16 protein-coding genes are annotated in these 19,325 nt (G+C 64.3%); 14 read left to right on the forward strand and 2 right to left on the reverse strand.

Features of this window, described 5'->3' with window-relative positions:
• Window positions 1-217: 217 nt before the first annotated feature.
• The 7 genes from R2N03_RS09355 (at window position 218) to R2N03_RS09385 (ending at window position 9,101) form a co-directional block, all read left to right on the forward strand.
• Window positions 218-886: an AAA family ATPase gene (locus tag R2N03_RS09355; protein ID WP_316657325.1), complete on the forward strand. Its 669-nt coding sequence runs from the start codon at window positions 218-220 to the stop codon at window positions 884-886.
• Window positions 883-1,890 (forward strand): ParB/RepB/Spo0J family partition protein, encoded by a 1,008-nt coding sequence (locus tag R2N03_RS09360; protein WP_012429946.1) that lies wholly within the window; start codon window positions 883-885, stop codon window positions 1,888-1,890. Before R2N03_RS09355 ends, R2N03_RS09360 begins: the two co-directional genes overlap by 4 nt.
• Window positions 1,891-2,188: 298 nt before the next feature.
• On the forward strand, window positions 2,189-3,025 hold the full coding sequence (locus R2N03_RS09365; protein ID WP_316657326.1) for a DNA-binding protein: 837 nt from the start codon (window positions 2,189-2,191) through the stop codon (window positions 3,023-3,025).
• 250 nt (window positions 3,026-3,275) lie between these two features.
• Entirely contained in the window at window positions 3,276-4,229 is a 954-nt protein-coding gene (gene galU, locus R2N03_RS09370) for a UTP--glucose-1-phosphate uridylyltransferase GalU (protein WP_012429948.1), read from the forward strand.
• Between the two features lie 258 nt (window positions 4,230-4,487).
• Entirely contained in the window at window positions 4,488-5,834 is a 1,347-nt protein-coding gene (locus R2N03_RS09375; RefSeq protein WP_316657327.1) for an MFS transporter, read from the forward strand.
• A 4-nt stretch (window positions 5,835-5,838) separates the two neighbouring features.
• Window positions 5,839-7,746 (forward strand): sensor histidine kinase, encoded by a 1,908-nt coding sequence (locus tag R2N03_RS09380; protein ID WP_012429950.1) that lies wholly within the window; start codon window positions 5,839-5,841, stop codon window positions 7,744-7,746.
• On the forward strand, window positions 7,743-9,101 hold the full coding sequence (locus R2N03_RS09385) for a sigma-54-dependent transcriptional regulator (protein WP_012429951.1): 1,359 nt from the start codon (window positions 7,743-7,745) through the stop codon (window positions 9,099-9,101). The genes R2N03_RS09380 and R2N03_RS09385 overlap by 4 nt, the downstream gene beginning before the upstream one ends.
• On the opposite strand, the gene R2N03_RS09390 is transcribed toward R2N03_RS09385, so the two are convergent.
• Window positions 9,098-9,898 carry a YhfC family intramembrane metalloprotease gene (locus tag R2N03_RS09390; protein WP_316657328.1) on the reverse strand — a complete coding sequence of 267 codons (801 nt, stop codon included), beginning with the start codon at window positions 9,896-9,898 and terminating at the stop codon, window positions 9,098-9,100. The genes R2N03_RS09385 and R2N03_RS09390 overlap by 4 nt on opposite strands.
• Before the next feature lie 112 nt (window positions 9,899-10,010).
• Between R2N03_RS09390 and R2N03_RS09395 the strand changes: the two genes are divergently transcribed.
• The 7 genes from R2N03_RS09395 (at window position 10,011) to R2N03_RS09425 (ending at window position 18,267) form a co-directional block, all read left to right on the forward strand.
• Window positions 10,011-10,451 (forward strand): surface-adhesin E family protein, encoded by a 441-nt coding sequence (locus tag R2N03_RS09395; protein ID WP_316657329.1) that lies wholly within the window; start codon window positions 10,011-10,013, stop codon window positions 10,449-10,451.
• Between the two features lie 112 nt (window positions 10,452-10,563).
• Entirely contained in the window at window positions 10,564-13,245 is a 2,682-nt protein-coding gene (locus tag R2N03_RS09400) for a sensor domain-containing diguanylate cyclase (RefSeq protein WP_316657330.1), read from the forward strand.
• Between the two features lie 434 nt (window positions 13,246-13,679).
• A complete protein-coding gene (locus tag R2N03_RS09405; RefSeq protein WP_012429955.1) occupies window positions 13,680-14,840 on the forward strand; it encodes an ABC transporter substrate-binding protein in 1,161 nt (386 codons plus the stop codon).
• A 96-nt stretch (window positions 14,841-14,936) separates the two neighbouring features.
• Window positions 14,937-15,818, forward strand: coding sequence for a branched-chain amino acid ABC transporter permease (locus R2N03_RS09410; protein WP_316657331.1), 882 nt, complete (start codon window positions 14,937-14,939; stop codon window positions 15,816-15,818).
• A 13-nt stretch (window positions 15,819-15,831) separates the two neighbouring features.
• A complete protein-coding gene (locus R2N03_RS09415; protein ID WP_012429957.1) occupies window positions 15,832-16,740 on the forward strand; it encodes a branched-chain amino acid ABC transporter permease in 909 nt (302 codons plus the stop codon).
• Window positions 16,741-16,747: 7 nt separating this feature from the next.
• Window positions 16,748-17,545 (forward strand): ABC transporter ATP-binding protein, encoded by a 798-nt coding sequence (locus tag R2N03_RS09420; RefSeq protein ID WP_012429958.1) that lies wholly within the window; start codon window positions 16,748-16,750, stop codon window positions 17,543-17,545.
• Entirely contained in the window at window positions 17,542-18,267 is a 726-nt protein-coding gene (locus R2N03_RS09425) for an ABC transporter ATP-binding protein (RefSeq protein WP_012429959.1), read from the forward strand. Before R2N03_RS09420 ends, R2N03_RS09425 begins: the two co-directional genes overlap by 4 nt.
• A gap of 73 nt (window positions 18,268-18,340) precedes the next feature.
• On the opposite strand, the gene R2N03_RS09430 is transcribed toward R2N03_RS09425, so the two are convergent.
• Window positions 18,341-19,213 carry a LysR family transcriptional regulator gene (locus R2N03_RS09430; RefSeq protein WP_316657781.1) on the reverse strand — a complete coding sequence of 291 codons (873 nt, stop codon included), beginning with the start codon at window positions 19,211-19,213 and terminating at the stop codon, window positions 18,341-18,343.
• Window positions 19,214-19,325: the final 112 nt, after the last annotated feature.

Below are 19,325 nucleotides of genomic sequence, written 5' to 3' on the forward strand. Positions count from 1 at the left end.
GTAAACACCTAGAACGCCTGAAGATGGGCTCGCAATTGTTCGAACTTATGCGCTAAAGGCCGCATTTATATCTCTATTCAGGCGAGTTGAACATGCCATGTGTACGTGTGAAGCTTCCCTGTGATTTGTTTGAATTGATTTATTTTGATCTTGTGTTTTGTTCCACCCTTCCCTAAGATGGGCGGCACTGACTTTCAGCGCTGAAAGTGGAGGACGAGTGAGCGCCAAGATCGTAACGGTATTCAATCAAAAAGGCGGCTGCGGGAAGACCACAGTCAGCATGCACATCGCCGGAACCCTCGGATTGAGGGGCAACAAGACCTTGCTGGTCGATATGGACGAGCAGGGTACAGCGACGCGGTGGGCCGCGCAGGCGCCGGACGAGAAGCCTTTCCCTGCGTCCGTCATTGGCCTGGCCCCGTCGGGCGGAGCGATGCACAGGGAGGTACGGAAGTTCGTGGCCGATTACGACTATATCGTGATCGATTGTCCACCGGCCGTGCATTCCCCTTCCTCATCGAGCGCGCTGCTGATTTCGGATATTGCATTGATTCCGGTGGTGCCCTCGCCTCCCGACTTATGGGCCGCGGTGGCCGCCAAGGCATTGGCGCAGCAGGCCCAAGTCACGAACGAAACACTGAGAATTCGCGTGCTGGCGAATATGGTCCAGCGCCGGGTATCGCTTGCCAAGCAAGCCATCGAAATTCTTGGTGATGATGGCGACATTCCCTTGATGGAATCCATGATCGGTTCGCGGTCGGCCTTTCGGGAATGCCAAGCCATTGGTGCGACGGTACATGGGGTCTCGGGCGCACGGGAAGCCGTCAGTGAGGTCGACATCATGGTCGATGAAGTGTTGCAGTTGTTGCAGGAGGAACGCGTATGAGCGGCAAGCTGAAATCGCTCAAGGCTGGGATGCTGGCCGGGATTGCGGCAGAAAAGACAAAAGCGGCGCCGGTCGATCGCTTTGCGCTCGCAGAGCAAGCCATTGTGTCGCATCCGCGCGGTTTGCTCGGCCAACCTGCCGCCCCGACTTTCAGCGCTGAAAGTGCCGAGTCGGCCAATACATCCGAGCGGCGCGTCATCAAGATTCCGCTGGACCGGCTACACGAAAATCCGCTCAACGCTCGTCGTATCTACGACCCTCAAACCGTTCAGGAGCGGGCTGCCTCCATTGCCACGCATGGCCAGCAGACCCCAGGACTTGCGGCGCCCCATCCAAGCAAGCCAGGTTGGTATGTCCTCATCGACGGTCACTATCGCAAACGTGCCTTGGCGGCTGCCGGCAAAGCGGAGATGGATTGCTTTGTCGAAGAGGGCTTATCTGACATCGATTTCTACCGACTCTCCTTCGTCCTGAATGAGCAGCGCTCGGGGCAGTCGGTGCTGGATAACGCCATCGCGTGGCGGCAGTTGCTAGATGAAGGAAAAGTCAAAAAAGAAGAAGATATTTGTGAGATTACCGGCGTGTCAGCGGGTACCGTCAACAAGACCTTGGCACTGCTGAAGTTGCCGGACTCGGTGCTTGACGTGATGAAGGAGCGTCCGGCTGGTATTGGCATTGCGACTGGCTATGAACTGACGCTGTACTGCAAGAGTGCGGGTGAGGAGCGAACGCGCGAGCTTGTGCATCGCGTGTTGGAAGAAGGCCTGTCAAGCCGTGATGTGGAGCAGATTCGGAAAATCGCCCAAGAAGGACGGACGCGCAAAGTCAAGGAAGTCAGCCGCCAGTACAAGATTCGTAACAGCGAAGGTGATCTACTAGGCACAATCAAGGAGTGGGATTCCGGCCGCGTCATGTTGGACGTGAAGCTGAGTGACCGCGCGGCCCGCGAATCCTTGGTGGAAGCGTTGAAAAGCCGCTTCGGGCTAGACGTGGCCCTCCTATAGTCCGCTGTGCAGAAGCTTCAAACGTAAGCGCCCTCCGGGGCGCTTTTCTTTTTTGGAAAGCAGGGCCAAGGCACGATCAGGTACCTGGGTAGCTCGATTCCGTACCCGTTTCTGCGGACGCAGCCCGGCTTACACGGAGCAGAAGCAGCTGCGAAGCGCTGTCGAAAGCGCAGAACATCCTCCAGTCAGGAGCTGAAACAATATATCGCTCTTATAAAAATAATGACGTGTTATATAATCACTTTGAGGTTGTTAACCCTTGATGTACACTTTAATAACATCATTCTGAGGCATCCGGATGGCTAGGCCGGCTCTCCATTTCTCCAACGAACAGCAGCAGCGGATCCTCGAAGCGATCCGCCGGCTGGACATTGCGTTCCCTCACGACAACGCCGTGTTCCTGGACGAACTGATTGACGCCGTGCACGCTGTGACGCGGCGCATCTATGGCGCCCGGCGTTACTCGCAATGGCTTGCTGAAGCCGGTGTAACGCGGCGGCCTAGCAACATGACGCTGCAGAAGGCAGTGAACCGGGCGCATGGGCGAAGCGGGAGAGGGCTTGGTGAGACGCCGGACACCGTCGAGCCTTGGCCGATCCCTTGGACCGCCGCAGAAACGGGTACGCCAGTGATGTCGAGCGCGCACGCCTCACGTGAAGAGCGCGATCGCGTAGCTTCAAGGGCGATTGGCGCACCCGGTGCGGGAGCAGAGTGGATGGAGGCGCGCATCCGCGCCGAAGTGGCGGAACGCGCGCTGGAACACGAGGCTGCGCGCAACCGACAGCTACAGGCTGCCATGGCTGATCTGGAGCGCCGCCTTGGCGAGGCGCTTGCCACGGCGCCAGCCGTCTCGCCAAAGCTGACCGATTCCACGCTCGAGCGCATTGAACAGACAATCGAAACGGTAGCCCGCCTCGAGGGGGCTGCCAGCGCGCTGGCGGGTACCGAACGATTTTTGCGCCTGCAAAACGATGCGGTCCGGCAGCAGACGCAGAACGAGGCCGAGCAATTGCGCCAGCGCATTCGCACGCTCGAAGCAGAGGTCGCTCAGCTGCGCACGCAACTCGACGCCTACCGACGTATGCCTGAACGCGCCGCGCCGGTGTCACGTGGCTGGGTGAAGCCCGCTTCCTGAAGCCGCGTTAGCGTGCACTCACTGTTCGGCGGACCGGAATCGGCGTGCCAGATCGGACGCAGAATTGGGTACGCTTTTCCAACTTTCGGCGCTGAAAGTTGACGTGGCGGACTTGCAACCGATTGTAGAAAAGGCTCCGCCAACAGGAGTTCTCTTCGTTCAACGGTCGGTATCGGTGTGTCCGTGGGTCAAGAGGCGATTGCAGGCATGGGGCTTGCTCGCGACCCTAGGTCTCATCGATGGAGTCGTCATGAACGAGAAGATCACCAAGGCCGTGTTTCCCGTGGCGGGGCTCGGTACGCGTTTCCTACCCGCCACCAAGGCCAGCCCCAAAGAGATGTTGCCGATCGTCGACAAGCCGCTCATCCAATATGCGGTGGAAGAGGCGGCCGCGGCGGGCATTACGGAGATGATCTTCATCACCGGGCGCGCCAAGCGCGCAATCGAAGACCACTTTGACAAGGCGTACGAACTCGAAACCGAACTGGCGGCCAAGAACAAGCAGGCGTTGCTGGACATGGTGCAGTCAATCAAGCCGGCCGGCGTCGAGTGTTTCTATGTGCGCCAGCCCGAGACGCTGGGGCTTGGCCACGCGGTGTTGTGCGCGCAGAAATTGGTACGCGACGAGCCCTTTGCCGTGATTCTGGCGGACGATCTGCTCGATCACGAGCCCCCCGTCATGCAGCAGATGACCGAGCTGTACGACCACTACCGCTGCTCCATTGTCGGTGTCGAGACGATCGCGCCGGAGGCGACGCGTTCATACGGCGTCGTGGCGGGGCGGGAATGGGATGACCGGCTGGTCAAGCTCGATGGCATCGTGGAGAAGCCGGCGCCAAGCGAGGCGCCGTCCAATCTGGGCGTGGTTGGGCGCTATATCCTGACGCCGCGTATCTTCGATCATCTGCGCAACCTGAGGCCGGGTGCCGGCGGCGAACTGCAATTGACCGATGCGATCCAGAGCCTTCTGGCCGAAGAACAGATCCTGGCGTATCGCTACCGCGGTCAGCGATTCGACTGCGGCAGCAAGTTTGGCTACCTGCAGGCGACGGTCGAGTTTGCGCTTCGCCATCCGGAAGTGCGCGCTGACTTCGAAACGTATCTGAACGAACGCCTTGGTCGGGCGCCCGACCAGGCGACACCCTTGGGCAAGTCGGACCGGCGGTTGCGCGAAGACACCATTGCGCTGAGTGTGGCGGCCTGACCGGCATTGAGGAGGGCTTCCGAGCGGGTGTGCGGGTTTTCGCACCGCCCGCCTGGCGGTTTCCGGGAAACCGCACACTCCGTCGCTGACCCGCCGATTTGCCGTTGACCTCAAAGCCTTGTGCCAGAGCCGTTTGCGGCCCAAGGCGCCGTGTGGGTTCCGCATGGAATGCTTCTTGAGTAATAGCGCCCACCTATAAACCGGTGGACAGGCCGCATGCCGCTGGCACTGCCGCCGCTGACGCTCCAAGGAGACACCATGACACAGCCCCAAGCTGGCACGATGCCGGGCGAATTCTCGCCCGCCCAAGCCCCCGCTAGAGACAAAGACACTCCGCAAGACGTTCGTCGTCGTCTGCGTTCCATCTTCTCGGGCTCGATCGGCAACCTCGTCGAGTGGTACGACTGGTACGTGTATTCGGCGTTTGCGCTGTATTTCGCCAAGTCGTTTTTCCCGAAGGGCGATCAGACCGCGCAGTTGCTCAACACAGCCGCGGTGTTTGCCGTCGGTTTCCTGGCGCGGCCGGTGGGCGGCTGGTTGATGGGCATTTATGCCGATCGCTATGGCCGCAAGCGCGCGCTGTTCTTCTCCGTGGTGCTGATGTGCCTGGGCTCGCTGATCATTGCCCTGACGCCCAGCTATGCGGCCATCGGCGTCGCGGCGCCGGTGCTGCTGGTGCTGGCGCGCCTGCTGCAGGGGTTGTCGGTCGGCGGGGAGTACGGCACATCGGCCACGTACCTCAGCGAGGTCGCCAACAAGGAACATCGCGGCTTCTATTCCAGCTTCCAATACGTCACGCTCATCGCCGGCCAGCTGACGGCGCTGGCGCTGCTGATCGTGCTGCAGCAGTTCGTGCTGTCACCGGCGCAGCTGGACGCATGGGGCTGGCGCATTCCATTCTTCGTTGGTGCACTGTGCGCGCTGGTGGCGATGCGCATGCGTTCGCACATGGAGGAAACGCAGTCATTCACGGCTGCGAAAGAGAATAAGAAACGCGGCACGCTGGCCGAACTCGCCAAGCATCCGCGCGCGGTGGCCATCGTCGTGGGCCTGACGCTGGGCGGGACGGTTGCGTTCTACACGTACTCGATCTACATGCAGAAGTTCCTGGCGAACACGGTGGGCCTGTCGAAGAGCCAGGCAACGCTGGTGTCAGGCGCGACGCTGCTGCTCTTCGCGCTCCTGCAGCCCATCGTGGGCGGGTTGTCCGACCGTATCGGCCGTCGCCCGATCCTGATCGCGTTCGGCGTGCTGGGTACGCTCTTGACGGTGCCTATCATGACCGGCATCAGTCACACGACGAACCCGTGGTCAGCCTTTTTCCTCATCATGGCCGCGCTGGTGATCGTTTCCGGCTACACGTCGATCAACGCGGTGGTGAAGGCCGAACTGTTCCCGGCAGAGGTGCGTGCGCTGGGCGTGGGGCTACCGTATGCGCTCACGGTGTCGATCTTCGGCGGCACGGCGGAGTACATCGCACTGTGGCTCAAGCAGGCGGGCCACGAGTCGCTGTTCTACTGGTATGTGACGGGCACCATCTTCCTGTCGCTGTTGGTCTACGTGTTCATGCGCGATACTCGCGAGCATTCCCGTATCGAACACTGACCTGATGCCTCCATCCGACGGCCATGCCGACCTTCCCCACCCCGCCCGCGGGCGCGGCTGGCGAATGGCCGTCGCGCTGGCGATGGCCGCGTGCTGCGCGGCGGCAGGGTGGGGCGCTTACGCCATCGCCCTGCAGCGCTACGTTGCCGCGCGCGCCGAAGAGGCCGGCCAGCGCACCACCTTCTACGCGCAGAGCCTGCGCAGCACACTGGCGCGCTATGAATCGTTGCCGCGGCTGGCGGCGCTGGAGCACGTGCTGCACGCCGCATTGCAGGCGAACCATCCGCCGGGCGATGCCGTTGCGCGGGGCGCCGCCAATGCCTACCTGAAAGAGGTTCAGGCGGCTACAGACCTGTCGGCCGCCTATCTGCTGGACACGACCGGGCTCACGCTGGCGGCCAGCAACTGGGATCTGCCGTCTTCCTTTGTCGGACAGAACTACGCATTCCGCCCTTACTTTGCCGAGGCCATGCGCGAAGGCCTCGGCCGCTTCTACGGCGTGGGCAACACCACGGGCGAGACGGGCTATTTCCTCGCCGCGCCCGTGCGCGACGGCAGCAGGCCGATCGGCGCGGTGGTGGTAAAGATCAACCTCGACGCGTTCGAGGCCACCCTGTCGCGCAGCGGCGATACGGTCTTGCTGGTGGACCGCTACGGCGTGATCTTCCTGTCCTCGGTGCCCGCGTTGAAGTACCGCACGCTCGGCACCCTGAGCGTCGACCAACGCGCTGCGCTCGATGCGACGCGCCAATATGCACCGCACACGCTTGTGCCGGTGGATCCCCGAGCTGGCAGCGTACCCTTTTCTGCGGACCAGCCACCTCAGGCCGTGCGCGTGGCATTGCCCGGCAAATCGGCGTCGGTGCTGCGTGTGCAATACCGCCCGGTCGGCCTGCTCGGCTGGCAGGTCGCCGTGTTGATCGACCCACGCGACGAGCAGCGCACCGCGCTGGTTGCCGGCGCCAGTGCATCCTTTGCGATGGCCCTCGCCTTCGCCGTGCTCGTTGCGCTGCGCCTGCGGACGCGCCGACGCGAAGAACAACGCCGTGCGCGCGCCGCGCTGCGCGAAGTCCAGCGCGACCTGGAAGCGCGCATCGCACAGCGCACGGCTGAACTGACCTCAGCCAACACAGCGCTCGCGAGCAAGGTGGAGGCACTCGACGCCGCGCAGCGCATCCTGCGGGAAACGCGCGACGCTGCGGTGCAGGCGGGCAAGCTCGCTGTGCTGGGCCAGATGGCCGCCGGCATCACGCACGAACTCAACCAGCCGCTCACGGCGCTCACCACGCTGTCCGACAATGCGAACCAGCTTGCCGAACGCGGCCGTATCGACGAGGTTCGCGGCAACCTCACGCACATCAGCCAGCTCGCCAACCGCATGGGCCGCATCGTCTCGCACATCAAGGCGTTTTCCCGCAAGGGCGATGCCGCGCGCGCAGCGGTGTCGGTGGACGAAGCCATTCGCCAGGCCCTGATGCTGGTGGAGACACGTCGCCGCCAGGTAGGCGTGACGGTGACCGCCCCCTCGGTGCCGGCGGATCTTGCCGTCTGGGCCAATGCCGTCCGGCTGGAACAGGTGCTGGTAAACCTGATTCGCAACGCCATCGATGCCTCGGCCGAAACGCCGCAACCTCGATCCGCCACCGTGCATGTGAGCGTCGAGCCGGTCGAGAAATGGGTACGCATCACCGTGCGCGACTTCGGCCCCGGCATTCCCGCCGATGTGCTGCCGCGCCTGTTCGAACCGTTCTTCACCACCAAGGTCGACGGGCAGGGGCTCGGTCTGGGGCTGGCGATTTCGCTGGCGATCATCGAAGATTTCGGCGGACGGCTCGAAGGCCGCAACGCCGACGATGAGGGGGGCGGCGCCGCCTTCATCATCGAGCTTGAACGTGCTGTGAATCCCGCATGACTGAACACGCCACTCCCGACATGTCTTCCATCGACCACGCCCCTGTCTTCCTGATCGAGGATGATGATGTGGTTCGCTTGGGCTGCGAGCAAGCGCTCGCGCTGGCGGATGTGCCGGTGCAGTCTTTTGCCGATGCAGAAAGCGCGCTGGCCGCCCTGGCGGCGCAGACGCCCGCCGTGGTCGTGACCGACGTGCGGCTGCCGGGCCGCGACGGTCTGGCCGTACTGCGCGAGATGCTGCAGCACGATCGCCAGTTGCCGGTCATCCTCATCACCGGCCATGGCGATGTGACGATGGCCGTGGCCGCCATGCGCGCCGGTGCCTACGATTTCATGGAGAAGCCGTTCCACTCCGAACGCCTGGTCGACGTGGTGCGACGTGCGCTGGAAAAACGCAGGCTCACGGCAGAAAACCTGCGCCTGCGCGAGGCGCTGCAGGGCCGTCAGGCCTATCCGCTGATCGGTCAGAGCGCGGCCATGCAGAACGTGCGGCGGCTGGTTGCCGCGCTCGCCCCAACGGACGCCGACATCCTCGTCACGGGCGAGACCGGCTCGGGCAAGGAAGTGCTCGCGCGTGCCATCCACGAAGGTAGCCGGCGGCGCGGGCCTTTTGTTGCGCTCAACTGTGCGGCACTGCCGGAATCCGTGTTCGAAAGCGAAATGTTCGGACACGAGGCAGGCGCCTTCACCGGTGCCAACCGCCGCCGCATCGGCAAGATGGAATATGCCAATGGCGGCACGCTGTTCCTCGACGAGATCGAATCGATGCCACTCGCCTTGCAGGCGAAACTCCTGCGCGCGTTGCAGGAGCGCAGTATCGAGCGGTTGGGAAGCAACGCCAGCGTGCCGATCGATTGCCGTGTGGTAGCGGCGGCCAAGGTGGACCTGAAGGAGGCGTCTGACCGCGGAGCCTTCCGCGCGGATCTGTACTACCGGCTGAATGTGGTATCGATCGCGCTGCCGCCGCTGCGCCAGCGCGCAGAAGATATCCCTTTGCTGATGGCTTATTTCCTGCAACAGGCGGCGGTTCGTTACGATCGTCCCGTGCCGGACTGGTCGGCGCAGGACATGATGCGCTGGCAGCACCACGATTGGCCCGGCAATGTGCGTGAGCTGAAGAACGTCGCCGAGCGTTTCTGCCTGGGGCTGGACGACGGCCTGATGGCTTCGGAGGCGAGCCAGCATTCATTGGCGGGCCGCATGATGGCAGTCGAACGCGCCACGATTGAAGAGGCGTTGCGTGCCACTGAAGGCAACGTTGCCCGCACCGCCGACCTGCTCGCCGTGCCGCGCAAGACGCTCTATGACAAGCTGAACCGGCACGGCATCGAGCCGGACCGTTTCCGCTCCAGCTAACGCAGCGACGATTCTCCTACCCTGCGCCCACCCTGCGGCGGCCAGCACGTGGCCGCCAGCAGCACGGCGATGACCGCGTAGACCGACTCGGTCACGGCCAGCGGCATCACGTGTACCTGGTAAAGGGCGGCGGGCAGATCGGCCACCGCATGCAGCAGCACCGCCAGGATGACGGGCAACAGCCGCCGCTGGCGTACCGCGTGCCAGACCAGCAGCGTGAGGGTGAACTGGATCAGCATCGCCGCAATGCGCTCGACCACCGCCCCTGCGGCAAGCCACGGCGAGAGCTGCGCGAGCAGCGCGTGGATGGCGCCGCTCATGCTTTGTGCGCCGCTGGCGGCCAGCCGCGCATCCAGTTGGCCCTGGTTGGCGGCGACGCCGAACATCACCATCTGCGCTTGCGATGCGGCACCGACCAGCCACGCTTCCGCGCCGGCATGCCCTAGCGCATAGGCCACCGGCGTGGCTGCATCGCCGGGTGTGCGCGTGAGGTGCCGCAGCCCGAGCCAGCGTCCGCATTCTTCGAACAGCCCCGCCATCAGCGCACCATAGATGATGAAGAGCGCGGGCACGCGCAGCCATTGCGCCGTCACCGGGTTGAGCTGCAGCAGATAAACATGGAGCGTGCGCTCCAGGATCAGCGCAAACAGGACGAACACCCCCGCGCCCACGCCAATGTCACGCCAGGCCAGGTCAAAGCGCCGCCGCAGCCATAACCACGCGCCGATCGGCACACCGGCGATCAGCAAGGCAGCGAGAGCGTGCGCGGCGAGCGCGAGCGGCGGGACGGAGGGCATGGCGGATGACGTAGATCAGACTGCCAGGATGCTACCCGAGTACCGCAGACGCGCATGGTGGGGGCGATTGTTACAATGCGTGTTAGCGGCAGGCGGTGCCGCAACTATTGACATGGCAGGGCAGACGGTCGTGAAACGCATGATGTGGCGGTGGATCTGGGTGTGTGGTTTCAGCATGGGCATCCTGGGTGTGATGGCGTCTGCACACGCCGCGCGCTGGCACGAATACCTCAAGACGACCTCGGTCTCGGCCTCCATCGAGCGGGGCTCGCTGCGTTCGAGCCGCGCGGGCCACAAGACCTTTCTTGCCCGTACGGTACTCAAGCGCGGCGAGCGTCGCGCCCATGGCACCCGCTATCGACCGGGCACGATGATCCTCTCGCGGCAGGAGATCGACTGCCGGCGGCAGCGTATCCGCCTCGTGGACTATGTAGTGCGCGGCCCCGACGGTGCCACGCTCGATACCGATACCGCGGCTGGTGCGCACTGGATGCGCATCCGTCCGGGCACCCTGGCTGCCCGATCGGCCGCCTACGTCTGCGCGCGTCGCTAGGACATGCCATGTGCAGTGCCGGCTCGACAAGGACCCTCCGGCATAGCACTATGAAAACTGCCCCGCTCACTCCTGGCCGGCCACGCGGGTGCCGGCACTGGCCTACCGTTCGATGAAACCCACACTGAAGTCGCAGGCGGCCATCATGGCGACCGTCATCAGCGTGACGCTGGTGAGCCTGTTCGGCTGGTCGCAACGTGAGCCGATCCGCCGCGAGATGATGGCGCAGATCCAGGCGCAGCAGACGGCGCTGGTCAGGGAGTCCGCCGACGATCTCAGGCAGCGGCTGGACATCTACCTGGGCGTGCTCGAACGTACGGCCCGGCAAATGCACACCGTTCGCTTCGACACCCCGGAGCAGGAGGCCACCTTCTTCCGGTCGATCCGGCCTGCGAGCGGCCTGTTCGATGGCGTATTCCTCGCCACCTCGGCGGGCAAGGTGACGGCCACCTCTGCCCACCGTCCGGGAGTCGTGGGCCTCGACATTACGGACCGCGATTACTTCAAGCAGATCATGGTGAGCGGCCAGCCCACCATTTCTGCGCCGTTGCGCAATCGCATCGGTGGTGAACCCATCGTCATCATGGCCGCGCCAGTGCATGACAACGACGGCCGGCTGGTCGGGCTGATCGGCGCCGCGCTCTACCTGCTCAAGCCCAACTTTCTTGGCCTGCTGCGTGACATGCGCATCGGCAAGACCGGCCACGTCTATCTGATTACGCAAGGCCAGCACCCGATCTTCGTTGTCCATCCCGATCCCGACAAGGTGCTCGCACCGCTCGATTCCGATCCTGCAGTCGCTGCCGCGCTCCGCTCGGACCCGTCCGCATCGCCTGAGCGCGGCGGCGACGTCGTCACGATGCAGGACGTGGTCGCAACAGGCTGGACGTTGGGGGCAGTGTTGCCGGGCGCCGAAGCCAATCGGCAGCTCTTTGCCATGCACCAGCGCTTTCGGCTGTCGCTGGTGTTGCTGGCCGTCCTGATCGGCGTTTCGGTGTGGGCGGCGATGCTGTGGCTGCTGCGCCCGCTGGCACGACTGCACGCTGCGATGTCGCAGCTTTCCACCACGGACCTGCGCGATGCGCCACCGCTTGAGCTGCCGGATGCTTCGGCCGAGATCGACGCCGTGTCGACCGCCTTCCGCAAGCTGATGGACGAGGTCGCGCGCCAGCGTGCCGAGCTCGAGGCCGTGAACGACGCCTCCCCGCTGGGCCTGTTCCGGGCAGATGTCGAGGGCCGCATCGTCTACGCGAATGAAGCTTATCGCCGGCTCCTCGGCCTCACGCACGAAGAGGCACTGGCTGAAGTGTGGCTCACGCGTCAGCATCCCAACGACCGCGAAGCCGCCATGACGGGCTGGCACGAAGCGATCCGCCGCGGCACCGTCTACACCGCAGAGCAGCGGGTGCTCGTGCCGGGCGAGGGCGAGCGCCTGATGGTGGTCAACACGGCACCGGTACGTGTGGATGGCGAGGTGATCGGCCACGTCGGCACCATGGAAGACATCACCGTGCGGGCACGCGCCCAGCAGGCTTCGCGCGTGCTCACCAAGATCCTCGACTCCACGACCGATTTTGTCGCGCAGACCGACGTGCACGGCAACGTCACCTACATGAACCCGGCCGGCCGCCGCTTTGTCGGCATCGCACTGGACCAGGACATTCGCGGCATGACGGTCGCGGATTTCTATCCGCCCGCGACGATGGACTGGCTGCGCGAGGTGGCAGTGCCTGCCGCTGTGCGCGACGGCGTGTGGATTGGCGAGACGACCGTGCGGGGGCAGCAGCGCGTGGCGGTGCCCGTCAATCACATGCTCATCGCGCATCGCGACCCCGCGGGGCACATGGAGTACTTCTCGTCGATCATGCGCGACATCACGCAGGACAGGGCGGCTAAGGAGGCACTGCAGCGCAGTCGTGAGACGCTGCAGACAGTGACCGATGCCATGCCCGCCCTGGTCGCCTTCATCGATGTGGACGAGCGCTTCCGTTTCCTGAACGCCGCGTACGAGAAGGCTTACGGCCAGCCCACTGCCGCCATGCTCGGCAAGACGGTCTGCGAGGTGGCGGGTGACGAGAGTTATCGCAGCGTGCGCGATGCCCTGCACCGCGCGCTGGCGGGCGAAACCATCGTCTTCGAACGAGAGCAGCGCAATCGCGAGGCGTACCGCTGCGAAGAAATCAACTATTTGCCGCAGTTCGACGCACACGGCCGTGTTGCCGGTGTGCATTCGGTCACCCTTGATATCACCGAGCGCAAGAAGCAGGAGCTGCGTCTGCGCGCGCTGACCACCACCGACCATCTGACCGGTCTGCTGAATCGCGCAGGCTTTGAAGCGCGCCTGTCGGCCGCGCTGGACCAGGCGCGCGTCAGTGACACGGCCGGGGCGCTGCTCCTCATCGACCTGGACGGTTTCAAGGCCGTCAACGATACGTACGGTCATACGATGGGCGACGCCTTGTTGCGCACGGTCGCGCAGCGGCTGGTGCGCGCGGTGCGCCCCAGCGACGGCGTGGCGCGCTTTGGCGGGGACGAGTTCGCCGTCATCCTTGAGAACCTGTCGCAGCCGGACGACGCAAAAGCCGTCGCTGCCTCGATCCTTGGCGTATGCAACCGGCCCTTCCGTCTGGGTGAACGGGCGGTGCAGGTCGGGGTCAGCATCGGCATTGCCGGTTTCGACGCCCGCACGCTGGCACAGGGCGTTGTCTTCGAGGCAGCCGACGAGGCGTTGTATGAAGCCAAGTCGCGCGGCAAGGGCCTGTTCGTGAGCGCGGACGAACTGCCGACAGGCTGATTCCGCCATGCCGCAAATGACGCAGAATTGGGTACGCTTTGACCGCAAGCCGGTGCCCCGTGCGGCCCATGTTGCGACGCAGTATCGGCCCCCCAGGCGGAGTGGCGGACAATTCCCTATCGCACGGTCGTGCGGTTTCCGGTAAAGTCCCGCGACTGACTGCGCGCGCCGGCCACCCTGGCGCGTGGCACGAGAGCGCTGTACCCATGGCGCCTTCGCTTCACTCTCCGACGCAACTGCCCGCCGCGCATGCCCGATCCGGTACCGCGCAGGCAGCAGGCTCGCTGATGTTTCGCCCGTCCGCGCGGATGGCGCGTGCTTCGGCAGGCGGGCGGCCGGACGCGATGCAGGGCGCATGGGGGAGCGACGGTGTTGGGCCAACGCACTCTTCGGAACGAATCGCAATCGCGACGGATAACAAGGAGCAGGTTCACATGCAAAAGACGATCAAACGGCTGCTGGTGACGGCGGCGGCTGCGGGGGCGGCTATCGCAACGGGCACGACGTTCGCGGCCCAGGACATCAAGATCGGCGTGGCCGAGGCGCTGTCGGGCGGTGCAGCCCAGTACGGCGTGGCCATCCGCAACGGCTTCCAGCTGGCCGCTGATGAGATCAATGCCGCGGGCGGCATCAACGGCAGCAAGATCGCGCTGGTGATCGAAGACGAGCAGGGCAAGAAGGAAGAGGCCATCAACGTTTTCAAGAAGCTGATCTTCCAGGACAAGGTCGCCATGGTGTTCGGCCCCACGCTGTCCAACTCGGCACAGGCAGCGGACCCGATTGCGCAGGGCGCCAAGACGGTCGTGTTCGGCACCTCCAACACCGCTGACGGCGTCACCAGCATCGGCGATTTCGTCTTCCGCAACTCCGTGACCGAAGCCGACGTGCTGCCGGCCACCATCCAGACTGTCGTGAAGAAGGCGGGCGTGAAGAAGGTCGCGGTGCTGTACGGCAACGACGACGTCTTCACCAAGAGCGGCTACGACAACTTCAAGAAGGCGCTCGAAGACCTGAAGATTCCGGTCACGACCACCGAGACCTTCGCCAAGGGCGACGTGGACTTCAAGGCCCAGCTCACCAAGATCAAGGCGACGAATCCGGATGCGATCGTGCTGTCGGCCCTGATTGCGGAGGGTGGCCCGATCATGGTGCAGGCGCGTCAGCTTGGCCTGAACGTGCCCATCATCGGCGGCAATGGCATGAACTCGGTCAAGGTGTTCGACCTGGCCAAGGACAAGTCCGACAACCTGTGGGTGGGCAGCCCGTGGTCGATCGAGAACCACACGGCCGAGAACAGCAAGTTCATCACCGCCTACACCGCCAAGTACAAGGCAGCGCCGGACCAGTTCGCCGCGCAGGCGTATGACGCCATGTACATCGCGAGCAAGGCGCTGAAGACGGTCAAGTTCAGCGGCAAGCTGGAAGCCGACCGCAAGGCGATCCGCGATGCGCTGCCGGGCGTCAAGCACATCGGCGCAACCGGCGCGTTCGCATTCCGCCAGGTGACGGCGCGCGGCAAGCCGGCTGGCTACGACGCTGTGCAGACGCCGATCGTGAGCGTGACCAAGAACGGCAAGTACACGATCGAGAAGTAACTTTCGGTTCTCGTAGAGACCGAACCGCGGGGCGTAGGCAAACCTACGCCCCATCGCATTTTTGCGGCACCAAGTCGCACTTCACTCTCATTCATCATGCTGGAACAGCAACTCGTCAACGCGCTGTCGCTCGGCTGCGTGTATGCGTTGTTCGCCCTGGGGTTCACGCTGGTTTTCGGCATCCTGGGCGTGATCAACCTGTCGCACGGCGCCGTCTTCATGCTCGGCGCCTATGCGGCACTGCAGGTCGTGACGCACTTTGAGCTGCCGCTGTGGGCGGCACTGGCTGTCGGCTTTGTCGTAAGCGGCGTGGCCGGGCTCATCATCGATGTGCTGCTGCTGCGCCCGCTGCGCCGGCGCAACGCGCCGCACCTGATCCCGATGATCGGGACCATCGGTGCGGGCATCGCCATCAATAACGCCATGCAGGGCGTGTTCGGGGCGGAGAACCTGCGCTTCCCGGCGGGGCTTGTGTCGGATGCGTCGCTGGATCTGGGCGGCATCCATCTCATGCCGCTGGAACTGGGCATCATCGTGCTGTCGTTTGCGCTGATGGCCGGGCTGATGCTGCTGCTCAAGCGCACGCAACTGGGCCGCGCGCTGCGCGCGATTGCAGAGTCGCCCAAGGCGGCGGCGCTGCTCGGTATCAATGTCGAAGGGCTGTTTCTGCTGACGTCGTTCGCAGCAGCGGCATTGGGCGGCCTGGCCGGCGTGCTGATCGGCCTGTATTCAAATGCCGTATTCCCGCTGATGGGCCAGCCGATGCTGCACAAGGGCATCGCGGTCATCATCCTGGGCGGCCTGGGCGATATCCGCGGCGCCATGCTGGGCGGGCTGTTCCTCGGGTTTGCCGAGGTGCTGTCGGTGGCCTACATCGGCTCGACGATGCGCGATGCCGTAGCGTTCGGCCTGTTGTTCCTGATCCTGCTGGTGCGGCCGCAAGGGCTGTTCGGCAAGGTGCTGGAACGCAAGGCATAAGGAGACCGACGACATGGAATGGTTCGACAATTTCTGGTCGGTCTACAGCAATCTGGTGCTCACGCTCGGCATCAATGCGCTGCTGGCGCTGTCCATCTACCTGACGCTGTCGTGCGGCTTGCTGGCGATGGCGAATGCGGCCTTCATGGGCATCGGCGCCTACACGGCGGCGCTGCTGACGATGAACGCCGAGATGCCGTTTTCCGTCGCGCTGTTGGGCGGCATGGTGGCGCCGGCCGTGGTGGCCGTGGTCATCGGGCGGCCCACGCTGCGTCTTTCCGGCGTGTATCTGGCCATGGCCACGCTTGGTTTTGGCGAAGTCGTGCGCGTGCTGATCCTGAACACCGAAGACTGGACCGGCGGCGCGCTGGGCCTGAACGGCATTCCGCAGCTGACCGAATGGTGGCATGTGGCGTTGGCCGTGGCGCTGACGATGTTCGTGCTCGCACGCATGCGCCGCTCCAAGGTTGGCCGCGCATTCGAAGCCATCAAGGAAGATGAGACGGCTGCGGGTCTGATGGGTATCAACGTGGCCGGCACGAAGCTGCTGGCGTTCACGCTGGGCGCCGTCATCGCCGGGCTCGCGGGCGCGCTCAACGCGCATCTGACCTTCTTCATCGGCCCGAACGAATTCGGCTTCGACCGCGGCGTGGAAATCCTCACGATGACGATCCTGGGCGGCACGAACGGCCTGACGGGCCCGGTGCTCGGCAGCCTGATCCTGTCGCTGCTGCCCGAGTTGCTGCGTGCGTTCAAGGATTTCCGCCTGGTCGTCAACGGCGTGATCCTGATGGTGATCGTGCTGTTCCTGCCCAAGGGCATCTGGGATCCGGCGCGTTTCGCGCGCTGGTTCGGCATCAAGCGCGGCGGCACCATGCCGGGCACGGGCAACACCCCGGCTGCTTCCAATGAATCGCACTGAGGCCGCCATGCTGAAACTCACCTCCATTTCCAAGCGCTTTGGCGGCCTGTCGGTGCTGCAGGACGTCAACATTGAAGTGCCGCAAGGCACCATCTTCGGCTTGATCGGCCCGAACGGCGCCGGCAAGACGACCGTCTTCAACCTGATCACCGGCCTGCTGGCACCCACGGGCGGCTCGCTGACGTTCAACGGCGAAAATCTTGTCGGCAAGAAGCCGCACCAGATCACGCAGATGGGCATCGCGCGCACGTTCCAGAACATCCGCATCTTCAAGGAGATGACGCTGCTGGAGAACGTCGTGGTGGGCATGCACCGGCATCTGGACTACGGTGCACCGGGCCTGCTGCTGTCGCTGCCAAAGTACCGCGCTGCCGAGCGCCGCGCGCGCGACCGTGCACTGGAGCTGCTCTCGTGGGTCAAGCTCGATCACAAGGCGCACGACATTGCCGACAACCTCTCGTACGGCGACCAGCGCAAGCTCGAGCTCGCGCGGGCGCTGGCCACCGAGCCCAAGCTGCTGTTGCTCGACGAGCCCGTCGCTGGCATGAACACCGGCGAGAAGGTCGACCTGATGGCCGAGATCGAGAACATCAAGGCGCGCGGCTACACGATCTTCATGATCGAGCACGACATGCGCTTTGTGATGGGCCTGTGCGAGCGCATTGCGGTGCTCAACTTCGGCCGCATCATCGCCGAAGGGCCGCCGGAGGCCATTCGCAACAACCCGCAAGTCATCGAAGCCTATCTCGGCCGGGACGACGACGAGGCGGACGGTTCTGCTGCCGCAGAGAAGGAGACGGCATGACCACGCTGCTGGAAGTCAAAGGGCTGCAGGTGTCGTACGGACACATCGCAGCCGTCAAGGGTATCGACTTTGCGCTCAAGGCCGGCGAGATCACCTCGCTGGTGGGCGCGAACGGCGCGGGCAAGTCGACCACGCTGCTGGCGCTCTCGGGGCTGATCCCGAAGTCGCAGGGCGACGTGCGTGGCCAGATCCTGTTCGAGGGGGACGACGTTTCGCAGTGGTCGGCCCACAAGCGTGTGGAGCGCGGCATCGTGCAGGTCGCGGAGGGCCGTGCCACGTTGACCACCATGACGGTGCGCGAAAACCTCGAGCTTGGCGCTTATACGCGCAAGGACCGCAGCCAGATCGCTTCCGACCTGGAGCGTGTCTTCCACCTGTTCCCGCGCCTGAAAGAGCGCATCGATGGCATGGCCGGCAACCTGTCGGGCGGCGAACAGCAGATGCTCGCCATCGGCCGCGCGTTGATGGCCCGCCCCCGTGTGCTGCTGCTTGACGAGCCGTCGATGGGCCTCGCACCGATCATCGTGCAGGAGATTTTCCGCATCCTGCGCACCATCAACGCGGAAGGACTGACGATCTTCCTGGTTGAGCAGAACGTGCGGCAGGCGTTGAAGATCGCCCAGCACGGCTATGTGTTGGAGACCGGTCAGATCGTGCTGGCCGACAGCGGGCGCAACCTGCTGGGCAATCCGCGCGTGCTCGAGGCCTACCTCGGCGGCTGAGCGTGCTGTCAAAAACCGGCGCCCTCTCTGGCGCCGGTTTTTTATCGCCAAGCGTACCTATTTCTGCGTGCGCTCAATGGCCCGCCAATACGTGCCGCTGCGTATCGAACAGTGCGATCAGCGCATCGGCTACCGCCCGAACTCGCGGCGAGCGCCGTACGTCCGGATGAATGGCAAGCCAGATTTCCCGATGTAGCGCAGGGTCATCCACCGGCACGCGCCGCAAAAGCGTACCCGTTTCTGCGGGCGCACCCAGGAGGTGAGGAAGCGCTGCGACACCCACGCCGGCCAGGGCAGCCTGATGCATGGCCGACAGGTCGCTGCAACGCAAGACGACGCGTCGCGCGCCAGCGTAGTCGTCCAGCCAGCGCTGCTGGGGTACGTGGCGAAGGCGCTCGTCGTAGCCGATGAACTGCCATTGCGCTTCGGGCTGCGCCAGTACCTCGGGCGTCGCATATAAGCCATAGCCGAGGCTGCCCAGCGGGCGTGCGGCCAGTGTCGAAGCCGTGGGCCGTGACAGACGGACGGCGAGATCCGCCTCGTGTGCCATCAGGTTGGCATTGCGCTTTTCGCCCAGCAATACGAGGTCGATGCCGGGCCACTGCTTGCGCAGCAACGTCAGGTTCGGTGCGATGACGTGGCTCGCCACCGTTGGCGGCGCTGAAATGCGCACCGTCCCCCGCAGGCTGCCCGCTCCTGCCGCTGCGCGTGCAAAGCTGGCGGCTTCCTGCTCCATGCGTTCAGCCCGTTCGGCCAAGGCGCTGCCCTCGGCTGTCAGGCGCCAGCCGCGTGGCAGACGGTCGAACAGACGCACGCCCAACGACTGTTCCAGCGCGTCGGCACGGCGCGCCACCGTGGTGTGTTCCACCCCAAGCCGCCGCGCAGCGGCCGACAGGCTGCCCTCGCGCGCCAGCACGAGAAAGTAGCGCACGTCATCCCACTGCAAGGAAGACGAGGGGTCGGCCGTCACCGCACGCGCCAACGAACGTTTAGACAAGTCTGAGCTTTTTTGCACAGAAGATGGTCAGGTTTTGCGAATTCCAGGGTGATTCTGAACG

The sequence above is a fragment of the Ralstonia condita genome (genome assembly GCF_958405655.1).
Lineage (GTDB): Bacteria > Pseudomonadota > Gammaproteobacteria > Burkholderiales > Burkholderiaceae > Ralstonia > Ralstonia condita.